At 72.8% G+C, this 324-nt stretch carries 1 protein-coding gene; it reads right to left on the bottom strand.

Annotation, left to right across the window (positions count from 1 at the left end; all coding sequences use genetic code 11):
• On the bottom strand, nucleotides 1-324 hold a 324-nt coding region (locus tag ACR9ZK_RS21765; RefSeq protein WP_481344040.1), incomplete at both ends, for an RDD family protein.

Here is a 324-nt window from a genome sequence, read left to right as displayed (position 1 = left end):
GGGGGGGGGGTGTGGCGGGGAGACAGGACCGCCGTCGTGGAGCACGACCCGCAGACCAATGACGAGCTTGCCGAGCGTCCGGCCGCGGGTGAGCGCCTCGGTCGTGGCCGGCACGCCGACGAGCACCCCGACAACGACGACCACGAGGGCGGTCAGGCTGACCGCCTCGGAGGACCGTTCGGTGAGGCCGAGGACGAGCACGGCCAGGCCCCAGCAGGCTAGGCCGTTGACGACTACTTCGATGATGCCCGCCACCGCCCGGGAGCCGATGTTGGCGACCGGCAGCTCGACCGCGACGCCCTCTCCGGTCACCGACTCCTGCGC

This window comes from Monashia sp. HAY1-5C (assembly GCF_056755255.1).
Note: the sequence above shows the minus strand (reverse complement) of the source record. Positions and strands in the feature narration are given on the sequence as shown.